The following is an 18,376-nucleotide window of genomic DNA, read 5'->3' on the forward strand; positions in this document are numbered from 1 at the left end:
ATCAAATTTTAGAATAAATATCTTTGGGTTTTCAAATACAAATCCCATGAACCTAAAAAACTCCCAACTCGAAGTTGATACTTGGATCAAAGAACACGGCGTTCGGTACTTCAACGAACTCACCAATATGGCGCAACTTACTGAAGAAGTAGGCGAAGTAGCCCGAATTATCGCCCGTCGTTATGGCGAACAATCCGAAAAAGAAAGCGATAAAAACAAAGACCTTGGCGAAGAACTCGCCGACGTGGTTTTCGTGGTTTTATGTCTAGCAAATCAAACCGGAATCGATTTGCAAGCGGCTTTCGATAAGAAAATGGATTTAAAATCCGTACGAGATAAAGACCGCCACAAGAACAACGAAAAACTAAAATGATAAAACTTAAAGAAACTTAATTTCTTAATGGTTTATTTTTTTGTTTTTCTCTACCTATATTTGCGCTTCGTTGTCAAAAAAAATAAATATGAATTTATATCTGCAATCTGTAATCTGTAATCTGCAATCTGCAATCTCAATAACAGGTTCAAAATCCGAAACCAATAGACTGTTATTATTACAAGCTTTGTTTCCGAATATTACATTGGCCAATACTTCCAATTCTGATGATAGTGAAGTAATGCAAAAAGCTTTGAATTTGGACTCCCAACTTCCAACTTCCAACTCCCAGCTTGTAGACATTCATCACGCCGGTACAGCAATGCGTTTTCTTACGGCTTATTTTGCGGTAAACGAAGATTGCGAAGTGGTTTTGACAGGTTCGCCAAGAATGAAGGAACGACCAATAAAAGTGCTGGTTGAAGCTTTGCAACAATTGGGAGCGCAAATCTCTTATGAAAACCAAGAGGGTTATCCGCCAATTCGAATTAAAGGACAAAAAATAACGGCCAACAAAGTCAGTATTCCTGCCAATGTGAGCAGTCAATACATTTCGGCATTGTTGTTAGTCGCTCCGAAACTAGAAAACGGAATCGAATTGACTTTGGTGGGTGAAATAACTTCCATTCCTTATATCAAAATGACTTTGGCATTGCTGAATGAAATTGGTGTTGATACTAATTTTGAAGGGAATACCATTACGGTCAAACCATTAACAACCAACCCAAAACCACAAACCCTAACAGTGGAATCCGATTGGAGTTCGGCATCTTACTTTTTTAGTTTAGCCGCTTTGTCTAATGAAGCTTCTATTTCGTTGACTAGTTACAAAGAAACGAGTTTGCAAGGAGATTCGGCTTTGGTAGAAATCTACGCCAAAATGGGAGTAGAAACTCGCTTTGAAGAAAACAAAATCACTTTGGTCAAACAGCCCAACTTTAAACTTGAAACTTTAAACTTGGATCTCAACAACACCCCAGATATTGCCCAAACTATTGTGGTAACTTGTCTTGGTTTAGGAATCGGATGTCATTTGACAGGACTCCATACTTTGAAAATTAAAGAAACCGACAGATTAGAAGCACTTCGAATTGAATTGACAAAATTAGGAGCCAATATTTCGGTAACGAATGATAGTTTGACACTCGTTGCAACAAAAGAGATTCATTCGAATGTGAAAATTGCTACTTATAACGATCATAGAATGGCAATGGCATTTGCACCTCTGGTATTAAAAGTGCCAATAATTATCGAAAATGCCGAAGTAGTTTCGAAATCCTATCCTGATTTTTGGAACGATTTAAAAAATATTGGTTTCCAGATTTCAGAATTATAAAACTTTGTGACTTGGCGTGTTTAGGGTGAAAATAAAAATAAACACCGAAACACTTGACAACGCCTATCTCACAATCGTATATTTGCAAACTGTTTAAAGTTGAAGCTCAAAAACTTCTAACTTTTAACATCTAACTTCTAACTTTATCAGATGAAATTATCCCATTTTCAATTCAATTTACCAAAAGAGCTTCTTGCAGAATATCCAGCCGAAAACAGAGACGAATCTCGTTTGATGGTAATTGATCGTAAAAAACAAACTATAGAGCATAAAACGTTCAAAGATGTTATCGATTATTTTGATGAAGGAGATGTTCTGATTCTAAATAACACTAAAGTTTTTCCGGCACGTTTATACGGAAATAAAGAAAAAACTGGTGCTAGAATCGAAGTGTTTTTACTTAGAGAACTCAATGCTGAACAGCGTCTTTGGGATGTTTTAGTAGATCCAGCTCGTAAAATTAGAATTGGAAACAAATTGTATTTTGGAGATGATGACTCTTTAGTAGCCGAAGTTATCGACAATACAACCTCTCGTGGTAGAACATTGCGTTTTCTTTATGATGGTTCCTACGAAGAATTTAGAAATAAATTGACAGAATTAGGAGAAACACCTATTCCAAAATATATCAACAGAGAGGTAACTCCAGAAGACGCAGATCGTTACCAAACGATTTATGCTAAAGAAGAAGGAGCTGTAGCGGCGCCTACTGCTGGTTTGCATTTCTCAAAACACTTATTGAAAAAATTGGAAATTAAAGGAATTAAATTTGCCGAAGTTACGCTTCACGTAGGTTTGGGAACTTTTAATCCAGTTGAGGTTGAAGATTTATCAAAACACAAAATGGATTCCGAAGAGTTGAAAATCACTCAAGAAGCCTGCGATATTGTGAATGATGCAAAAGTAAAAAGGAAACGTATATGCGCTGTTGGAACTACATCAATGCGAGCCATCGAAAGTTCAGTTTCATCGCAAAGAACCTTAAACCCTTTTGATGGTTGGACTAATAAATTTATTTTTCCTCCACACGATTTCAGTTTGGCAACCTGTATGATTACTAATTTTCATACGCCAAAATCAACTTTATTAATGATGATTTCCGCTTTTTGTGGACACGATTTAATGAAAATAGCTTACGACGAAGCCATCAAAGAAGGATATAAATTCTATTCTTACGGCGATGCGATGTTAATCATCTAATAAATATATTTCTCCTCCCCTCCTTTGTAGAGGGTTGGGGTGAGGATTTAAGATCTCGTCAGCAATGGCGAGATTTTTTATTTTAAAAAAGACTTTGAAGGAGTGTCTTTTCTAGCATATTGAAAACGATCCACCAACTTTGGTAAACAATACCCATCGAGTCCATTTAGCGCAATAACATTGCCTTTGTCTATTTGCAACCAACCGTCTGGGTGTCGTAAATTTTCATCAAAAAATAAATTTTCAATAGATGCGATTATATGAATCGTGTCATTTTCCTTAATGCAATACTCATTCACATATTTGCAATACAATTGAACAGGACTTCCCTTTACAAAAGGAATTTCAATGTCATTCTTGTACTCTTCTTCCAAGTTTGTTTTGTCAAATTCTGAAACACCCAATTCATAATTTGCCGATGTATGATGTGCATCAGCAATCATATCAGCCGTAATGTGATTTACAGTAAAAAAACCAGTTTCTCGGATGTTTCTATAAGTATCTCTCGGAACAGTTGTTGGTCTCATAATGAATCCAATTAATGCAGGATCGCTCCCTAAATGGGTTACACTACTAAAAATAGCAACGTTCGATTTTCCTTCTGCAGATTTTGTAGCAATCAGATTTGCCGATTTATATCCTGTGCAAGAATTGATTAAATTCAGTCTTTCCACCTTTTCCATTTTGGAAATCTCTTCTTTAGATATTTTTTTCATTGTTTATTTATTTAGCACAAAGATACTTTTTGTTTAATAAAATAAAAAATAAATTAAACAAAATAATATTTATTCTAATTATTATTTTCAAACCAGCCCCAAACAAATAGTTTAATATCAACACGTTGGATGTAATTCAATTTATAATTTTTTATAAACATAGAAACATAGTTTTTTGTTGATTTTATTGTGGCGTTTCACTTTTTGATAGTGAAACATAGCTTTGTGAAACCAAGAATTGGTCTATCAAACTCTTTTTTTTCTATATTTCTATGTGTTTAAATTTTTAAATTTTATTCATAATTGAGTTTTCTATTAATTACACCTAACGGGTTAATATCACTTTAAAATCCTATATATTTGTTTTTCTAATGAATTAAAAATGAAAATATTTAAAAAGATTCTCCTTGTCATTCTAACCTTGATTTTAATTTTGGTTCTTGCATTAGTTGTATATTATTTGTACTCAAAACCAACATACGAAGGAGCGCAAAAGCTCAAAAACATTCAAAAAGAAACTACAGTTTATTTTGATGATTTTGGCGTTCCACACATTTATGCCAGTTCCCAGAAAGATGCAATGACCGCTTTGGGTTATGTTCATGCTCAAGATCGTTTGTGGCAAATGGAATTGTTGCGACGCATTGCCCCTGGAAGATTATCGGAAATGTTTGGCTCGAAATTATTAAAAACGGATCAATTCTTTGCAGGTTTGGGTATTGATGAAAATTCCGAAAAAGCAATCACCAAATTAGACAAAAACTCCGAAGGGTACGAATTGGCAATGGCCTATATTGATGGAATAAATCAATATATGGAAGAAGGAAAAACGCCTATCGAATTTCAAATATTGGGATTAAAGAAAGATAAATTTACCTTGAAAGATGTCTATAATATCTTTGGTTATATGTCTTTTAGTTTTGCAATGGCTCAAAAAACTGATCCATTATTGACCGATATTCGAAATAAATTAGGCTTAGGATATTTAAAAGATTTTGGTTTGGATGGTTCTTTTGGAAAGACTCAAATCAAAAATTTCGATGGAAAAGCCATTGATTATTCCGAAATTTCAAAATCGGTAGCGAGTTTGCTCGACAATTCGCCAGTTCCTGCTTTTATTGGCAGCAACAGTTGGGTTATTGCGCCGCAAAAAACCAAAAACGGTAAAGTTATTTTTGCCAATGATCCCCATATTGCTTTTTCGCAGCCTTGCACTTGGTACGAAGCTCATATTGTTGTGCCTGATTATGAGATTTATGGCTATTATTTGGCTGGAACACCTTTTCCGCTTTTGGCACACAATCGCGATTACGCTTATGGGCTAACGATGTTCGAAAATGACGATCTCGATATGTTTCAGGAAGAGGATAATCCTAAAGATAAAAGCCAATACAAAACTGCCAACGGATTTCAAAATTATACAATCCGCAAAGAAACAATTAAGGTAAAAGACAGTTCTGATGTGGTTTTAGAAGTTCGAGAAACCCAACACGGCCCAATAATGAATGATTTGTTAGAAGGAATAAAAGGCACGAAACCAGTTGCAATGTCGTGGATTTATACCCAACAAAACAACCAAATTCTCGAAGCGGTTTATTCGCTTTCACATTCCAAAAATTTGGAAAGCTTTAGAAAAGGAGTTTCCTTAATAGCTGCGCCAGGATTAAATATAATGTACGGCGATGCCAAAGGAAATATTGCTTGGAACACTTCGGGCAAACTCTATAAATTGGACAAATCAGTCAATTCAAATTTCATTTTAAATGGTACTAATGGAATAGACGACCGGAAAAAATTTCAAGATTTTTCTATAAATCCTCACGCGATAAATCCAAGTTGGAATTATATTTATTCGGCTAATAATCAACCCGAAGCAGTTGACGGATATTTGTATCCGGGATACTATTTGCCACAAGATAGGGCCAAAAGAATTTCGAGTTTGTTGCAACCCAAAAGCAATTGGACAAAAGAAGAAGTAGGAGAAATGTTGAATGATAATACGTCTTCGATTACGACAAGTATTGCGGCCAATTTAATTTCTGCATTAGATTCTAAAGCTTTTTCGAGTAGCGAAAAACAAGCAATTTCGATTTTAAAAAAATGGAATGGTTCCAATAATTTAAAGGATATTGCACCAACAATTTATCAGAAATGGATATACAATTATTTGAAAAACACCTTTCAAGATGAATTGGGCGAAACGGATTTTAATATGCTTTTGAGTACACATATTGTCAAACAAATTATTGAACCGCAAAGCCGAAACGAAAGTTCCATTTGGTGGGATGATGTTGCTACAAAAAATAAAAAAGAAACCAGAGCAGAAATTCTAAATAAATCCTTTCACGAAGCAATATCTGCACTTGAAAATCAATTGGGAAAAGAAGTGGATTCCTGGACTTGGAACAGAGTTCACACACTGGAACATCAGCATCCTTTGGGTCAAGTTGCCGCTTTGAGAAGTGTCTTTAATGTGGGGCCTTTTGAAGTTCCAGGTTCAACGGAAGTCATTAATAATCTGTTTTTTAATTTCACAAATGCCGGCGAATATCAAGTAAAAGGCGGGCCATCCACCCGAAGAGTTATTGATTTTTCGGATATAGAAAACAGTATGAGTATTTTGCCTACTGGCCAATCTGGGAATCCATTCAGTAAACATTACAACGACCAAGCAGAAATGTATAATACTGGCAAGTTCAGAAAAATGAAATTGAACAAGGAAGAGATTATTAAGACTTCGACGAAATTGGTTTTCATTCCAAAATAATTTAACCCTGACAGGGTTCAAAACCCTGACAGGGTTAAATTTATTCTTCCTCCCGATGCACTTTCATAAAATCGAAAGCGGGAGTGCAAATGGCGATATATTCGCAAGATTCTTCAAACGGGTTCGAGTATTGAACTCTTGTATTTTTCTCAATTTTTATAGATTGACCCGCTTCAAGAACCACAGTTTCTCCTTCGATTATAAATTGTTTTTTACCAGAAATAACATAGGTGTATTCTTCAAATTCTGGGGTTTGAAACGGTTCTTTCCAATGTGGTGGTGCAATCATATGCGCAATAGAAATTGCCGGATTGTTTGTAGTTGGAATCCCGTGATGCTCTTCGATGAGTTTTCCATCATTAGTTGGAACTACAAAAGGCGATTTTTGAATAAAGTATTTTTTCATTTTTTGTTATTGCGAGGCACGCGGCAATCTCATTTAGGTTAATCTGTTTATTTATTACAATTGCCATTACAATTGCCATTCAAATTATTTTCTCAACAGTTTTCTCAAAACTCCGAAAGCTCCACGAATAAAAGTGGCGCTTGTAAGCACTTTTAAAACTGATTTTCCGACTGCACTAGCTGTGCTAGGTTCACTATTTCCCCTTTTTTCAACAGCTTGATCTTCTTCGCGTTTGGCAACTTCTTCTTCAATAATAGCGATTTTTTTGTTGAGCATTTCATAAGCACTTTCACGATCAATAATTTCAGAATATTTTCTTACCAATTTTGATTTGGCATTGATATCGTGAATTTCACTTTCTGTCAAAACATCCATTCTGCTCGCTGGCGCACGCATCATTGTTGCGGCAAGCGGTGTTGGAATCCCTTTTTCGTTCAAAGCAGTTACCAATGCTTCACCAATTCCAAGGCTGGTCAATAATTCGTCGGTTTTATAAAAATCAGAAGACGGATAATTATCAGCCGTTTGCTTGATAGCTTGACGATCATTTGCCGTAAAAGCTCTCAATGCGTGTTGAATTTTCAATCCTAATTGTGCCAAAACGCCACTCGGTACATCCATTGGATTTTGGGTTATAAAGTAAACGCCAACTCCTTTGGAACGAATTAATTTTACAATGGTTTCTATTTGTTCCAATAATGTTTTACTGGCTTCCTTGAAAATTAAATGGGCTTCGTCTATAAAAATCACCAATTCGGGTTGGTCTGAATCGCCTTTTTCGGGCATTTGATTGTATATTTCTGCCAATAAACTCAACATAAATGTCGAAAATAATTTGGGTTTGTCTTGAATATCCGTTAAGCGAATAATGTTAATGTAACCTTTCCCGTTTTCATCAAAGCGCATTAAATCATTGATGTCAAAAGACATTTCTCCAAAAAACAAATCGGCGCCTTGTTGTTCGAGTTCAATTATTTTTCTAAGAATGGTTCCAGTTGTCGAGGTCGAAATCTTTCCATAACTTTCTTCGATTTCGGCTTTTCCTTCTTCGGTAATATAATTGATAACTTTTTTGATGTCTTTTAAATCCAAAAGCGGCATTTTGTTGTCAACACAATATTTGAATATCACCGAAATTACTCCTGTTTGTGTATCATTCAAATCGAGAATTCTGGAAAACAACACAGGGCCAAATTCAGAAATTGTAGAACGAAGCCTTACGCCGCTTTGTTCAGACAGTGACATTAATTCTACTGGGAAACGGGCTATTTTGTACGGAATGTTGATTTTTGCGTGACGCTCCGTAATAAAGGGTTTTTCTTCTCCTTCTTTGGCAATGCCACTAAAATCGCCTTTGATGTCCATCATTAGTATAGGAATCCCGAAAGAGGATAATTGTTCGGACAACACTTGAATGGTTTTGGTTTTTCCAGTTCCGGTTGCTCCAGCAATCAATCCGTGACGGTTTAGTGTTTTTAAAGGGATTTTTATATGCGCATCTGCGAATGCTTCACCGTCGAGCATGGCACCGCCCAAAATTATACTTTCACCTTTTGAAAGATAACCTTCATTAATGTGTTGAATAAAATCTTCTTTTCTGCTCATAATGCGTATGAATTAAAATCAATTGCAAGATATTATTTTTTTGTGCAAATTATACTCACTAGTTCTAATAAAAAGAAACATCTTATTTTTTTAAGACAAAAAAAAAGAATAACACTTTTATTTTTTTTGCAAAGTGTTAAAATCACACTTAAATTTAATTTTAAAACCTTGATTTTGCTTTCAAAATTTGAATTTTAGATGAACTTATTGATTTTAATGCAAAAGATGATAAAAGTCACTTTTTTACGGTTAAGTTAAATTAGTTAAATAATAGTAAAAAAAGTTTTTTTATTTGAACTAAAAATATAAATTTGCTCCATAACAAAGTTTATTCTAACAATAAAATAAATTATTAAAACTATTAAAATTAAAAGAAAATGGCAAACGTTAAAAAAGAAAAAGGTTCAGGTTTAGGTGGTATGATTTCAGGTATCATTATTGTATTATGTATTTTTGCAGGATGGTTAATCTGGACTTTCATCATGGGTGATGGAGCAAATTTTGAAGGAGGAGTAAACACAGGTCATCCACTTCCAGGAAATTATTTAGCAATGGTTTACAAAGGAGGACCTATTGTACCAGTTTTGATGGGATTACTTTTGATGGTAATTGTTTTCTCATTTGAGCGTTATGCTGTAATTTCTAAAGCTGCAGGAAAAAACAATCTTGACAAATTTATGTCAGAAGTTCAAACGAGTATCAAAACAGGAGATATAGAAAGTGCAATTGTAGCTTGTGACAAACAACAAGGTTCTGTTGCAAACGCAATTAGATCAGCATTAGTTAAATATCAAGATGTGAAAAAAGAAGGTTTAGAAAGCGAAGCTGCTGCAGAAACAATTCACAAAGAAATTGAAGAAGCTACTTCACTTGAAATGCCAATGTTAGAAAAACACATGACTATCCTTTCTACATTAGTTTCTTTAGGAACTCTTGCAGGATTATTAGGAACAGTTACTGGTATGATTAAAGCGTTTGGTGCATTAGCAAGTTCAGGAACTCCTGACCAAGCTTTGTTAGCAAATGGTATTTCTGAAGCACTTATCAATACTGCAACAGGTATATCTACTTCTGCATTAGCAATTGTTGTTTACAACTTATTCACTTCAAAAATCGATACTTTAACTTATTCTATCGATGAGGCAGGTAACACTATCGTGAATACTTACAGACATTTCAGAGGTACACAAAAATAATTAGTAATAATTTTTAAGGATTTAGCGTTGTATTATATACACACGCTAATTCCTTACTAATTTAAATATAAAAATTAATGGCTGGTAAATCGTCCAAAAAAGCAGCGTCTATTGATATGACGGCTATGTGTGATGTGGCTTTCCTCTTGCTTACTTTTTTTATTTTGACCGCCACGGCCAAAATACCAGAAGCTTTGCCTGTGGATACACCGCAATCTACTGTACAAACCAAATTGCCCGAAACGGATTTGGCTACTTTGACCATTGGTAAAGGAAAAGTATTTTTTGATTTGAAAGGAAGAGAAATTCGTGTAAAAACGCTCGAATTGATGGGTCAAAAATATGGTGTTGAGTTTACTGATGATGAAAAATCAAAATTCGCATTGATGGAAGGAATTGGAGTTCCAATTCTGAATTTGAAGCAACTTATAGGAATGAAAACTGCTGAACGTAGTAAAGCAGGTCAACCAGGAGTGCCTACGGATTCACTAGATAATCAATTAAAAGAATGGGTTTATAATGCTCGTATTGCAAATATTGAGATTAATGATAAGGAATTGCAAATAGCTATCAAAGGAGATGCAAAAGAAGAATATCCAGCTATTCGTAAAGTAATGGATATTTTACAAGACCAAAAAATCAATAGCTTTAGTTTAGTTACTGGTTTAAGAGGAAAGAATTTTTAATTAAAAAAAATACACTAAAATGGCTGAATTAAATACAGGCGACAGTGGAGGCGGTAAGGACAAAAAAGTAAGAAGTAAAAAACAAAATTCAAAAGTAGATTTAACTGCTATGGTGGATTTGGCCTTCCTATTAATCACGTTCTTTATGCTTACTACTACCTTGTCTAAACCACAATCTATGAATTTGGGGTTGCCAGATAAACAAGATGATCCATCAGAAAAGCCAATCAAAGTAGATGAAAATCGCACTATGACCATATTACTAGGCGATAATGACAAATTGGTTCGTTACGTAGGTTTGTTAGCTACTCCAGTTGCTGGAGGTACTCCCAAAGATTTCACGTATGGTAAAGAAGGAATTCGCGCAGAATTAATGTCAAGAAAGGAATCAGTTTTGGCATATTCTACGGCAAAAGGTAAACCTAAAAACGGGATGATTGTCATTATTAAACCAAGTAAGAAATCAAACTATCGTAATTTAGTTGACATTCTTGACGAAATGGCGATTGTTGACGTACCAACTTATGCAATTGTAAATGAGTTTACACCTGAAGAAACAAAATTGTTAGAAGGAAAATAAGATTTGATCTTAAAAACCTAATAACCTAATAATTAAGAAATATGAAATTAGATTTATTAAATAATCAATGGCTTGAAATTGTTTTCGAAGGACGTAATAAGCGCTATGGCGCTTACGATTTGAGAAAATCAATAACTAAGAACACAACAAGAGCCTTTATCATTGGAACCGTTGTTTTTGCAATTCTTGTAAGTATACCTACTTTAATGCGTATGATTCCGGATGCCCAAGACGATACAACATTGGACCAAAAAATAACAGCAGTAAAGATGCCTCCTAAAAAGGAGAAACCAAAAGAAAATCTTCCACCACCTCCACCACCTCCACCGAAAGTGGATCAAGTGAAATTTGTGAAACCTGTGGTTGCTAAAGCAGATGAAGTTGTTGAAGAGATTGTAGTTATCAAAGATCTTAAAGACAAAAATATCGGTAAAGAAACTATAAAAGGAGATCCAGATGCTGAATTAACAGTTGAACCAGTTGGTACAGGTGTTGCTGCAGTTGTTGAAGAAGACAATACGGTTTACAACACAGCAGGAATTGAGGTTAAACCTGATTTTCCTGGCGGAATGGAGAAATTCAACCAATTTGTTGCTAAAAATTATCAGGCTCCAGATGAGGAAGGCCTTAAAGGTAAGGTATATGTAACATTTGTAGTGGAAAAAGATGGGTCATTAACGGATATCAAAGTTCTTAGAGATATTGGTTACGGTACAGGAAAAGAAGCTATTCGTGTATTAAATAAATGCCCGAGATGGACTCCTGGTGAGCAAAACGGAAAAAAAGTAAGATGTACTTTCAGCTTGCCAATTAGCATTCAAACAGCTGAATAATGTTAAACACAAGTATCCAAAACTTCAAAAAGAAATCGCTCAAAGAGCGGTTTCTTTTCGTTATAGGTATGTTGGTCTTTATTGCCTATTTCATTTTAGGTCTAATTTTTATATTTTGGAAATCTATGCCTATTGCAATGGAACCCATTTATAGAATATCGTTTGGTGTGCTTTTAATCGTGTATTCGTTTGTGCGCTTTTTTAGGATTTTTAACTTAAATAATGAATAGATATGTTTAAAAAGAGCAAGCTTTTTTTATTAGGATTAGTATGTGTTTGTTTAGTTATGTGTAACAAATCAGATCAATCTAATGGCAACAAGGAATCAATAATAAAAGGTTCTGCAACTATTCTTGTTGACGAAACCTTGACCCCTATAATGGAAGATCAGGTTGCTGTTTTTGAAAGTAAATATGATGCTAAAATCAAAATTGTTTCTAAATCGGAAGCTGAATTAGTTGTTTCATTGTTCAAAGAGAAGTCAGGTATTGCAATTTTGACCAGAAATTTAACAATAAATGAAAATAAAATCTTTCAGCAAAAAAAAATCACACCAAAAATAACTAAATTTGCAACAGATGCAATTGCTTTTATTTCTAACAAAAGCAATAAAGACACTTTGATTGAGTTAAAGTTAGTAATAGATTACATGCAAGGGAAACAAAATCCGAAAATTAAAGGATTGGTTTTTGACAATCCCAATTCAAGTACAGTTCGTTTTATGAATGAACTTGCAGGAATAAATGCTTTTCCGAAAGAGGGAGTTTACTCCTTCAAGACGAACCAAGAGGTTATTAAGTTTGTTGCCGAAAATGATGGAATGATTGGCGTAGTAGGAGTAAATTGGTTGTCTCAACCAATGCCAATTATGCAAGAATATGTTGAAAAAGTTAGCATATTGAGCGTGAAGAGTGCCTCTAGCAGCAAATTTTATTCACCAAGTCAAAACAATATTGCAGAAGGTAAATACCCTTTGGCACGCGATTTGTATATCATAAATGCACAAGGATATTCAGGATTAGGAATGGGTTTTGCCTCATTTATAGCAGGTGATATCGGACAAAGAATAATTTTGAAGTCAGGATTATTACCCGTAAGAGTACCAGGCAGAAGAATTAACATTAGGAATGAGATAAATAATGAGAAGAAATAAATAAATATAATACGAGATGAACACACTTAAATTTTTTAGTATAGCTTTTTTATCATCAGTTACTCTGGGGTTTGCCCAAGATGTTAACCAAGCAAGAAAAGCAGTTGATGCAGAACAGTATGAAAAAGCAAAATCGATTTTAAAATCGATAATTAAAGTTAATCCTATTGATGGAAAAGCTAATTTTATACTTGGTAATGTGTATTTAATTCAGACTGAAACGGATTCTGCTAAAATTTCTTTTCAAAGAGGATTGGCAGGGACTGAAGGCTCTAGATTAAATTACATTGGTTTAGGAATAATAGATTTGGACAGCGGTAATACTATTGCTGCCGAAGCAAATTTTGCCTTAGCGTTGAAGGATACAAAAAAGAAAGATATTGAAGAATTAGTTGCTATAGGTAGAGCATATACTTATTCTATTAAGCCTAACTACAAAAAAGCAATTGAATATTTGAATAAAGCCAAGGCTATTAATTTAAATGACGCATTAACTCAATTAGCCATTGGTGACGCTTATTATGGAGACAAAAACCAAAATGAGGCTTATGCGGCATACAGAAATGCCTTTCAATTTGATCCTACATTATTGAGAGCAAAAATGCAATTAGGTGTTTTATTAAAAGGAGCAAAATCCTATGATGAAGCCATTAAATCTTTCAATGAAGTTATTGCAATAAACCCTAGCTATGGCCCAGTTTACAGAGAGTTAGCCGAAACTTATTATAAATGGGGAAGAAATAAGCCTTCGAAATCTACTGAATATATGCAAACGGCTATCACTTATTATGAAAAATATCTTGGTTTAACAGATCAATCGTTGCACTCTAGAATGCGACATGCTGACTTCCTAGTTCTAGTAAAAGACTACAAAGCTTTAGAAGTAGAAGCTAATAAAATGATTGAAATGGATAAAGTAAATCCTAGAATCTTTCGTTACCTAGGATATTCTGCTTATGAAAATGGCAATGTTGATCTTGCGATAAAATCGTTAGATAGTTTTATAGCTAATCCAGTTAATAAAGTAATAGCAAATGATTATTTGTATTTAGCAATGGCTAAATTCAAAAAAGGCTTGGCTGCTGATGAACTCTCGATTGATTCAACTTTTTTTGATTCTGGTTTAGCCGATATTAGAAAAGCAATAGAAATTGAACCATTGATTATTGAAGATTTGAATGAAGTTGGTAAAAAATTATTTTCAATGAAATTGTATAAAGAAGCTATTCCCGTTTTCGAGTTTGGAACAACAAATACAGAATATAAAAATTATATAGAGGATAATATTTATTATGGTTTGTCGATTTATTATGCCAATAACAAAAAAGATACTACACCAAATCCTATTGATTTGCAAAAAGCCGATCTAGCTTTTGATAAGGTGATAACAGCCTCTCCTTCATACCAAGATGCTTATCTATATAGAGCTAGAACGAATAGTTTGATAGGTAATGATGAAATGACGATAAAACATTATGAAACCTACATTGCAAAAATTACTGAGAAAGGTCCAGAAGAGCTAGCAAAACCAACTACTACTAAAAAAGTTGTTGAATCTTATAATAATATTGCAGCTAGTTATGCAAATACCGATAAAGTAAAAGCAATTGAGTTTTTAACTAAAACACTTACTATTGACCCAACAAATCCTTATGCAACGGAGTCATTAGCTAAATTAAAAAAATAATATTTTAATTTAGATTACAATAAAGACCGATAGCTTTTTAAGCTATCGGTTTTTTTATGAGAACAAGTCAACGTTTTAAATTCACTATCTTTGCACTTTAAATAAAAAAAATGTTATCAAAAGAAATACAATTAGAAGTTAATAAAGGTGCAATGCTTCCCTTAATGGAAGAATTTTACACCATTCAAGGCGAAGGTTTTCATACAGGAACTGCGGCTTATTTCATAAGAATTGGAGGTTGCGATGTGGGTTGCCATTGGTGTGATGTGAAGGAAAGCTGGAATGCCGAATTGCATCCCCCAACAAGCATCGATTTGATTGTTGCCAATGCCAATAAATATGCCGATACCGTTGTGGTAACTGGAGGAGAACCCTTGACTTGGGATATGACTTTATTGACACAAAAGTTAAAAGAACAAAACTTAAAAATCCACATCGAAACTTCTGGAGCGTATGAACTTTCTGGAACTTGGGACTGGATTTGCCTTTCGCCAAAGAAAAATAAATTGCCAACACAAACCGTTTATGACAAAGCTCACGAGTTGAAGGTAATCATATTTAACAAACATGACTTCATTTTCGCCGAAGAACAAGCCGAAAAAGTAAATAAAAATGCCATTTTGTTTCTTCAACCAGAATGGAGCAAAAAAGAAGAAATGACACCGCTTATTGTTGAATATGTGATGAACAATCCAAAATGGCGCGTTTCTTTACAAACACACAAATACTTGAATATTCCTTGATATGAAGAACTTTTTAATTTTGGCAATTGCAATCTTCTCTTTGCAAATGGTTTCTGCCCAAGAGGTCAATAACATTTCTGATAATCTAATATATGATATAAAAGGACTTGATGAAAAACCTGATTTTCCTGGCGGAAGGGATGAGTTTTATAAATTTATTGCCAAATAATTTAGGACTCCAAAAGTTAAAGGATTAGTAGGGAAAGTTTATATGTCTTTTATTATAGAAAAAGACGCAAGTATTAGTGAAATAAAGGTATTGCGTGACAGTGGATATGGAACAGGAGAAGAAGCAATTCGAGTTTTGAAGCTTTCACCAAATTGGAAACCAGATGAGCAAGATGGAAAAAAAAGTTAGATGTAGCTATGGTTTGCCAATATCAATAGACACAAGATAAAAATTTTTCCAAACATTGTTTGGGATTTTTTTATATTTACAAAAAATATAAAATGAAATCGCAATTCCTTTTAGACGAAACTATCACCTTCTTAAATCACGGTTCGTTTGGCGCTTGTCCAAAACCCATTTTTGAGGAATACCAACGGTTGCAATTGGAATTAGAAACCGAACCGGTTTATTTTATCCAAAAAAAAGCTGCGGGATATTTGAAAACCGCCAGAGAAAGATTGGCAAAATATGTGGGTTGTGATTCGGTGGATTTGTTTTTTACGCCAAACCCAACCTTTGCCATCAACACTATAATGCGAAGTTTGCATTTGGAGTCTGGCGATGAAATTCTAAGTACAAATCACGAATATGGTGCAATGGACAGAACTTGGAATTTTTATTGCAAAAAATCGGGAGCCAAATACATTCGCCAAAACATTTCACTTCCAGTGGTTTCTAAAGAACAAATCTTGGAAGAATTTTGGAGTGGTTATACTTCAAAAACCAAAATTGTTTTCCTAAACCAAATCTCAAGTTGCACCGCCTTGATATTTCCAATAAAAGAAATTTGCGACAAAGCTCGTGAGTTAGGATTGATTACTATTATTGACGGCGCACACGTTCCGGGCCAAATGGATTTGGATCTTACGGCATTAAATCCGGATTTTTATACCGGAACGCTACACAAATGGATGTTGGCGCCCAAAGGAAGTTCCTTTCTTTATGTGAAAAAATCGTTTCAGGAAATGCTCGATCCGCTTATTGTGGGTTGGGGTTACGAAAGTCTTTCTCCAGGTGAAAGCCAATTTTTAGATTATCAGGAATACCAAGGCACAAGAGATATTTCTGCTTTTTTGTGTACGCCAAAAGTCATTGATTTTCTGGAAGAAAATAATTGGGAATCCAAGACAAAAGAATGTAGAAGTATAGTCTTGAATAATTACCAACGCTTCTGTGATTTGTTCAATACACAGCCAATTTGCCCTATTACAGAAGAATTTCTTGTGCAAATGGCGAGCATTCCCATTAAAACTTCCAAACCCGTTGAGTTGAAAGAGTTGCTTTTCAATACATATAAAATCGAAATTCCAATAATGCCTTTGAATGGAGATTATTTTATACGCTATTCCATAAATGCCTATAATTCGCAGGAAGATTTGGATATTTTGTACAAAGCTTTGCAAGATATTATCGCGACTACCGATTTGTTGGGAGTGTAAAACGCAATAAAAGCCTCAAGATTTAAATCGAAAGCTTCGCTAAATAATCGTAATGCTCACCTTCCATTATCAATTCGCATTGTAATCCATTGGCGAAAGCCGCATTTTGCAAGGTATTGTAATCAATAAACATCCAATCGAAGGGTTTTTCTTTTTCGCCTTTATAGGAAATAGTAAAAACAATTTCACCGTAATAACTCTCCCCTGGAATCCATTTCCCACCATCTCCATCGTCATCAAACATATAAATAATATCAGAACTGTCTAAAAGGATTTGGCCTCCGGGATTCAATAATGATTTTAGTTTTAAAAGAAAATTGGGGATATTTTTCAGTCTTCCGCACATTCCGGCACCATTCATCAAAAGTAAAATAGTGTCAAATTTCTCGTTTTCCAAAGTCATTACATCTTGAACTTTGGCCTTTTTCAAACCACGAAGCAAACAAGCCTGAATGGCATTTGGAGAAATATCAATTGAGGTTACGTCAAGATTTCGATCGTTTTGCAAAGACAAACTATGACTTCCTGCGCCACAACCTACATCGAGGATTTTTCCTTTTGCTAATTGAAGAGCGTGTTGTTCCATTTTCGGCATTTCAGTATAAGAACGAAATAGATAAGCAACACTCATTTCATCTTCTTCAGAAATGGTGGTTTCGGTGATTAAATCCTCTGGAGAATTATTAGTTTGATAATCGAGTATGGCTTTTCCGAAAAGATCTTTCATTGAATAAAAGGTTTGTGTTTTTAATTTCCCTCTCGAAATCGAAGATTCAACGACTCCAAAACCAGTATTAACTGGAGCTATAGTGGGTAGTGGTGTGTTTTTAAGTTTTATTGGCTACTTTTGTATCAAAATATTTAAACTTGAAACAAATTCTAAATAATCTTCCTAAAGAGGCCAAAGATAAGCATATCGAAAACAAAAAGTATTTTGATAAGCTAAAAAAAAAGCAACCTAAGAATTTAGATTACGTAATGCAGGAATTGCACAACGCCGAATTCAAAAAAACGGATTGTTTAAAATGCGCCAATTGTTGCAAAACTACCGGTCCATTATTCACTTTGGCCGATATTGAACGAATTTCAAAACACCTTCGACAAAAACCACAACAATTTATTAATCAATATTTGCGCATTGATGAAGAAACAGATTATGTGTTGCAAAGTGTTCCTTGTACTTTTTTGGATAGCGATAATACTTGTTTCATTTATGATGTTCGCCCCAAAGCCTGTCGTGAATTCCCACATACCGACAGAAAGAAGTTTCAACAAATTACTGATTTGACATTGAAAAACGTAGCGATTTGTCCAGCTGCCTTCAATATTGTTGAGGAAATGAAGAAGAAAATGCCTTTGTGATTTGGATTAAAAAAACAGATCAATTTTGTTGTGGTAAATAGTTTTTTATTTGCCTAAGTTTTGTTTTGAAAATTCTTCTACTAAAACAATTTTTATTAAATATCCGTCAAACGGAATATTTATAT

19 protein-coding genes are annotated in these 18,376 nt (G+C 34.3%); 15 read left to right on the plus strand and 4 right to left on the minus strand.

Translation table 11 applies throughout. The features are described 5' to 3' along the window. The first annotated feature begins 46 nt into the window (after positions 1-46). The 3 genes from FNW17_RS09190 to queA all read left to right on the plus strand — a co-directional run bounded on the left by FNW17_RS09190 (position 47) and on the right by queA (position 2,909). Positions 47-373 carry a nucleotide pyrophosphohydrolase gene (locus FNW17_RS09190; protein ID WP_121337600.1) on the plus strand — a complete coding sequence of 109 codons (327 nt, stop codon included), beginning with the start codon at positions 47-49 and terminating at the stop codon, positions 371-373. An 88-nt stretch (positions 374-461) separates the two neighbouring features. Then, complete coding sequence (aroA, locus tag FNW17_RS09195; RefSeq protein WP_144071478.1) at positions 462-1,709, plus strand: 3-phosphoshikimate 1-carboxyvinyltransferase; 1,248 nt, start codon at positions 462-464, stop codon at positions 1,707-1,709. Between the two features lie 150 nt (positions 1,710-1,859). After that, positions 1,860-2,909 (plus strand): tRNA preQ1(34) S-adenosylmethionine ribosyltransferase-isomerase QueA, encoded by a 1,050-nt coding sequence (gene queA / locus FNW17_RS09200; protein WP_143389749.1) that lies wholly within the window; start codon positions 1,860-1,862, stop codon positions 2,907-2,909. A 77-nt stretch (positions 2,910-2,986) separates the two neighbouring features. Here the strand turns inward: queA and FNW17_RS09205 are convergent, their stop codons facing one another. Beyond that, positions 2,987-3,625, minus strand: a complete 639-nt coding sequence (locus FNW17_RS09205; protein WP_144071479.1) for a flavin reductase family protein — start codon at positions 3,623-3,625, stop codon at positions 2,987-2,989. Positions 3,626-4,007: 382 nt separating this feature from the next. On the opposite strand from FNW17_RS09205, the gene FNW17_RS09210 reads away from it, so the two are divergent. Further along, positions 4,008-6,392, plus strand: a complete 2,385-nt coding sequence (locus tag FNW17_RS09210) for a penicillin acylase family protein (RefSeq protein ID WP_144071480.1) — start codon at positions 4,008-4,010, stop codon at positions 6,390-6,392. A 40-nt stretch (positions 6,393-6,432) separates the two neighbouring features. Here FNW17_RS09210 and FNW17_RS09215 read toward each other — a convergent pair whose 3' ends face one another. Then, the gene (locus FNW17_RS09215) at positions 6,433-6,798 is read right to left on the minus strand and encodes a cupin domain-containing protein (RefSeq protein ID WP_143389752.1); all 366 of its coding nucleotides are present in this window, start codon (positions 6,796-6,798) and stop codon (positions 6,433-6,435) included. 84 nt (positions 6,799-6,882) lie between these two features. Continuing rightward, positions 6,883-8,403, minus strand: a complete 1,521-nt coding sequence (locus FNW17_RS09220) for a helicase HerA-like domain-containing protein (RefSeq protein ID WP_144071481.1) — start codon at positions 8,401-8,403, stop codon at positions 6,883-6,885. 377 nt (positions 8,404-8,780) lie between these two features. Between FNW17_RS09220 and FNW17_RS09225 the strand changes: the two genes are divergently transcribed. The 10 genes from FNW17_RS09225 to FNW17_RS09270 all read left to right on the plus strand — a co-directional run bounded on the left by FNW17_RS09225 (position 8,781) and on the right by FNW17_RS09270 (position 16,889). Next, complete coding sequence (locus FNW17_RS09225) at positions 8,781-9,599, plus strand: MotA/TolQ/ExbB proton channel family protein (protein ID WP_144071482.1); 819 nt, start codon at positions 8,781-8,783, stop codon at positions 9,597-9,599. A 77-nt stretch (positions 9,600-9,676) separates the two neighbouring features. After that, on the plus strand, positions 9,677-10,285 hold the full coding sequence (locus tag FNW17_RS09230; RefSeq protein WP_143389755.1) for an ExbD/TolR family protein: 609 nt from the start codon (positions 9,677-9,679) through the stop codon (positions 10,283-10,285). Between the two features lie 19 nt (positions 10,286-10,304). Then, positions 10,305-10,865: an ExbD/TolR family protein gene (locus tag FNW17_RS09235; RefSeq protein WP_143389756.1), complete on the plus strand. Its 561-nt coding sequence runs from the start codon at positions 10,305-10,307 to the stop codon at positions 10,863-10,865. A gap of 41 nt (positions 10,866-10,906) precedes the next feature. Further along, entirely contained in the window at positions 10,907-11,698 is a 792-nt protein-coding gene (locus tag FNW17_RS09240; RefSeq protein ID WP_143389757.1) for an energy transducer TonB, read from the plus strand. A 286-nt stretch (positions 11,699-11,984) separates the two neighbouring features. Further along, on the plus strand, positions 11,985-12,851 hold the full coding sequence (locus FNW17_RS09250; RefSeq protein WP_235893262.1) for a PstS family phosphate ABC transporter substrate-binding protein: 867 nt from the start codon (positions 11,985-11,987) through the stop codon (positions 12,849-12,851). A 16-nt stretch (positions 12,852-12,867) separates the two neighbouring features. Then, positions 12,868-14,538, plus strand: a complete 1,671-nt coding sequence (locus tag FNW17_RS09255) for a tetratricopeptide repeat protein (protein WP_144071483.1) — start codon at positions 12,868-12,870, stop codon at positions 14,536-14,538. 110 nt (positions 14,539-14,648) lie between these two features. After that, positions 14,649-15,281 carry a 7-carboxy-7-deazaguanine synthase QueE gene (locus FNW17_RS09260; RefSeq protein WP_144071484.1) on the plus strand — a complete coding sequence of 211 codons (633 nt, stop codon included), beginning with the start codon at positions 14,649-14,651 and terminating at the stop codon, positions 15,279-15,281. Between the two features lies 1 nt (position 15,282). Next, complete coding sequence (locus FNW17_RS16320; protein WP_185965286.1) at positions 15,283-15,450, plus strand: hypothetical protein; 168 nt, start codon at positions 15,283-15,285, stop codon at positions 15,448-15,450. A gap of 42 nt (positions 15,451-15,492) precedes the next feature. Further along, on the plus strand, positions 15,493-15,639 hold the full coding sequence (locus FNW17_RS09265) for an energy transducer TonB (RefSeq protein WP_144071485.1): 147 nt from the start codon (positions 15,493-15,495) through the stop codon (positions 15,637-15,639). Positions 15,640-15,731: 92 nt separating this feature from the next. Continuing rightward, positions 15,732-16,889: an aminotransferase class V-fold PLP-dependent enzyme gene (locus FNW17_RS09270; protein ID WP_144071486.1), complete on the plus strand. Its 1,158-nt coding sequence runs from the start codon at positions 15,732-15,734 to the stop codon at positions 16,887-16,889. 22 nt (positions 16,890-16,911) lie between these two features. On the opposite strand, the gene FNW17_RS09275 is transcribed toward FNW17_RS09270, so the two are convergent. Continuing rightward, the gene (locus tag FNW17_RS09275) at positions 16,912-17,616 is read right to left on the minus strand and encodes a class I SAM-dependent methyltransferase (RefSeq protein WP_143389763.1); all 705 of its coding nucleotides are present in this window, start codon (positions 17,614-17,616) and stop codon (positions 16,912-16,914) included. A 140-nt stretch (positions 17,617-17,756) separates the two neighbouring features. Between FNW17_RS09275 and FNW17_RS09280 the strand changes: the two genes are divergently transcribed. After that, positions 17,757-18,251: a YkgJ family cysteine cluster protein gene (locus FNW17_RS09280; protein ID WP_143389764.1), complete on the plus strand. Its 495-nt coding sequence runs from the start codon at positions 17,757-17,759 to the stop codon at positions 18,249-18,251. Positions 18,252-18,376 lie beyond the last annotated feature (125 nt).

Source organism: Flavobacterium franklandianum, from assembly GCF_007097365.1.
In the GTDB taxonomy this organism is placed as follows: Bacteria; Bacteroidota; Bacteroidia; order Flavobacteriales; family Flavobacteriaceae; genus Flavobacterium; species Flavobacterium franklandianum.